The organism is Streptomyces sp. NPDC060205 (genome assembly GCF_042728395.1).
Lineage (GTDB): Bacteria > Actinomycetota > Actinomycetes > Streptomycetales > Streptomycetaceae > Streptomyces.
Window position 1 is genome coordinate 1 of sequence record NZ_JBHWZP010000570.1, and the last position, 3,037, is coordinate 3,037.

Sequence of the window (3,037 nt, forward strand, 5' to 3'; positions counted from 1 at the left end):
CTTCTGGAAGGGGGCGGCCGTTCTCATGTGCTGGTCGTCAGTCGCTGCCGACTCCGCGGCCCAGCTCCCACAGCTGCAGGGTGGCCGAGGAGTTGAGCGCGTACTCGGCGCCGGTGATGTCGTCCCGTACGGCGACGTACTGCTTGCCCTGCCACAGGGGCAGGAGCGGGACGTCCTTGGCGACGATGCTCTGGATCTCCTCGATGCTCTTCGAGGCGCTGAGTCGGTCGGCCTCGCGGCGGGACTCCGGGATCAGGTTCTCCCGGATGCGCTTGTTCACGTAAGGCGACGCGATGGTGTTGTCCTTGTCCAGGAACGGCGTGAGGAAGGTCTCCGCGTCCGGGAAGTCGGGGAACCAGCCCATGCCGTAGACCGCGAACTTGCCCTCGCGCTGCTTGGGGCGGTAGGTCTCCCACTTCTCGCCCTTGATGTCCACGTCGAACAGGCCCGTGTCGTTGAGCTGCTTCTGCAGCGTCTCGAACTCGGCCTTGGTGGCGGAGCCGTAGTGGTCCGTCGTGTAGTTCATCGTGAACTTCACCGGCGTGGTGACGTTCGCGGCGGCGAGGAGGTTCTTGGCCGCGGTGACGTCGGGCTCGCCGTACTCGTTGAAGAACGAGTTGGCGTGGCCGGTGACGGTGGCCGGGACCATGGAGTACAGCGGGTCGGCACCGGTGCCGTACACCTTGGAGGTGAGTTCGCTGCGGTTGACGATGTGGGCGATCGCCTGGCGGACCGCCTTGTCCTCCAGGGACGGCTTCTCGACGTCGAAGCCGATGTAGCGGATCTCAAGGCCGGGCTGCTCGATCACATCGATCTTGCTGTCCTTGGCGTTCTGCAGCTTCTTGATCTGCTCGGGCGACATGGTGCGGGTCATCATGTCGATGTCGCCCTTGTCGAGCGCGGCGCCCATGGAGTCCGTGTCCTCGAAGGACCGGAGCTCGACCTTGTCGTTCTTGATGTCCGAGATCCCCTGGTAGTAGGGGTTCTTGGTGAAAACGACCTTGGTGACGTCGTCGCCGCTGGTCTCGGCCTTGAGGCTGTAGGGGCCGGAGCCGCTGACCTCGAAGCCGTCGCGCAGCTTGTTCTTGGCGTAGTCCTTGGGGTTCAGGATGCCCGCGACCGGCGTGGACAGCTTGAACGGGAAGGTGGCGTCGGCGCTGTTGAGGTGGAAGATCACCTCACGGTCGCCCTTGGTCTCGACGGTGTCGACGGTCGACAGCAGGGCGAAGACGCCCGTGTCGGCCTTGATCTGCAGCGCGCGGTCGATGGAGAACTTCACGTCCTCGGCGGTGACGGGGTCACCGTTGGAGAACTTGAGGTCCTTGCGCAGCGTGCAGGCGTAGCGCTCGTTGGCGGAGTCGGTGAATCCGCACTCCTCGGCGGCCTCCGGAGTGGGGTCGCCGCCGCCGTTGGGCATGGCCATCAGGGTCTGGACCGTCTGGCGCAGCACGTTCCAGGCGCCGACGTCGTACGCGTAGGCCGGGTCGAACGGGGCCGGTGCCTCCTTCGAGGCGGTGAACCGGTCGGTGGTACCGACGGCGATCGCGTCGCCGCCGTCGCCTCCACTGTCGGAACCGCCGCACGCGGCGAGGACAGAGGCGAGCAGACCGATCGCGGCCGGCAGCACCAAAGGCTTACGGTTCATGCTCGAAGTTCTCCAGAGCTGTCGATCCCGCGGGCCCGGCATGCCGGGGTGTTGCGGTCGGGTACACGGGGGTTACGGCGATGTTCTCGCGATGAGATTAGTCGGGACCGGCAGGGCGGTTCGCAGGTACCGGAGTTGAGTTCCCATCACGCTGCGAGACCGGCCGTGGACGCACCGAAAAACCGACAGCGGAAGGATTCGTACAGCGTTCCACAAATAAGGACACAAGGGCACGCCCGCGACCACCGCACGGGGCCGTCAGACACATCAGGGGCCCCTTGTCGACCCCCTCCACAGTGGCGAACGTCACACCTTCAACTGGGTGTGAGAGTACCGGAATTCGGCCATCCGAGGCGCGCGGCGAGTGATCGAATTATTCCGGTGCAATGACCATGCAGTTTTTCCGCATTCCCTCGTGCACCGTGGGTGAACGATTAGCGCTTTTCCGTCATCAGGCTCCGGAGAAAAGGCAGGTCGACCTGTTCGAGGGATCGCACGACGGTCCTTCCGGCAGCCGGGGCGATCGGCGCCACGGACGGTACGGCCACGACCTGGCAGCCCGCCGCCTCGGCGGCGGCCACGCCCGTCGCGGTGTCCTCGATGACCGCGCACCTGGCCGGATCCGCGCCGAGCCCTGCGGCGGCGATCAGATACGGGTCGGGGAAGGGCTTGGTGCGCTCCACCTCGTCGCCCGCGACGGTCAGGGTGAAGTTCTGCGCGCCGAGCGAGAGCAGTACGCGGTCGATGATGCGGCGGTGCGAGGCGGAGACCAGCGCGGTGGGGATGCCGTGCGCGGCCAGCTCTGCCAGGAGTCTCGCGGCGCCGGGCATCAGCGGGAGGGACCGGGCGATGCGGTTCTCGAACCCGTCGTTCAGCAGCACGGTGAGTTCGGAGAGGGTGATCGTGGCGCCGGTGGCCTCGATGAGGAAGCCGGCGCTGCGGGTCATGGGGCCGCCGACCACGACGTGGCGCCAGGCGTCGTCCAGCCGGTGGCCGAGCTGGGCGAACACCTCGACCTCGGCGTCCCACCAGAAGCCCTCCGTGTCGACGAGGGTTCCGTCCATGTCCAGGAGGACTGCCTGGAGGGTGGAGCTTTCGGCTGTCCGGGTGCCTGGTGGGGGGACGGTACTGGTCATAGGCGCACCTCCGTTTAAGGGACGAGAAGGCCGGTTCCCTCCTGGGGAACCGGCCTGCACTGGACCGACCAGTGTACGTCCACGTCGGCGGCGGCGCCTCTTGGTATGGCGGGGGCGCCGGGGGCTGGGGGTGCTTGGTCGGCTGACGGTCCGTCGTGGTTGCCCGCGCAGTTCCCCGCGCCCCTCAAGACAAAGACAAAAGACTGCGCCGTTCCCCGCGCCCCTGGGTGGGACGGGGCGCAGCCCCTCCCCGAGG

2 protein-coding genes are annotated in these 3,037 nt (G+C 67.0%); both read right to left on the reverse strand.

All coding sequences use genetic code 11. From position 1 onward, the window contains the following. Nucleotides 1-37: 37 nt before the first annotated feature. On the reverse strand, nt 38-1,645 hold the full coding sequence (locus ACFWGJ_RS42990) for an ABC transporter substrate-binding protein (protein WP_387334408.1): 1,608 nt from the start codon (nt 1,643-1,645) through the stop codon (nt 38-40). Nucleotides 1,646-2,079: 434 nt separating this feature from the next. Then, nucleotides 2,080-2,781, reverse strand: coding sequence for an HAD-IA family hydrolase (locus tag ACFWGJ_RS42995; protein WP_107021032.1), 702 nt, complete (start codon nt 2,779-2,781; stop codon nt 2,080-2,082). Between the last annotated feature and the right edge of the window lie 256 nt (nt 2,782-3,037).

Excerpts from the sequence above, each read along its gene's own strand:
- ACFWGJ_RS42995 (WP_107021032.1), bottom strand. The coding sequence starts at position 2,781 with ATGACCAGTACCGTCCCCCCACCAGGCACCCGGACAGCCGAAAGCTCC.
- ACFWGJ_RS42990 (WP_387334408.1), bottom strand. The coding sequence starts at position 1,645 with ATGAACCGTAAGCCTTTGGTGCTGCCGGCCGCGATCGGTCTGCTCGCC.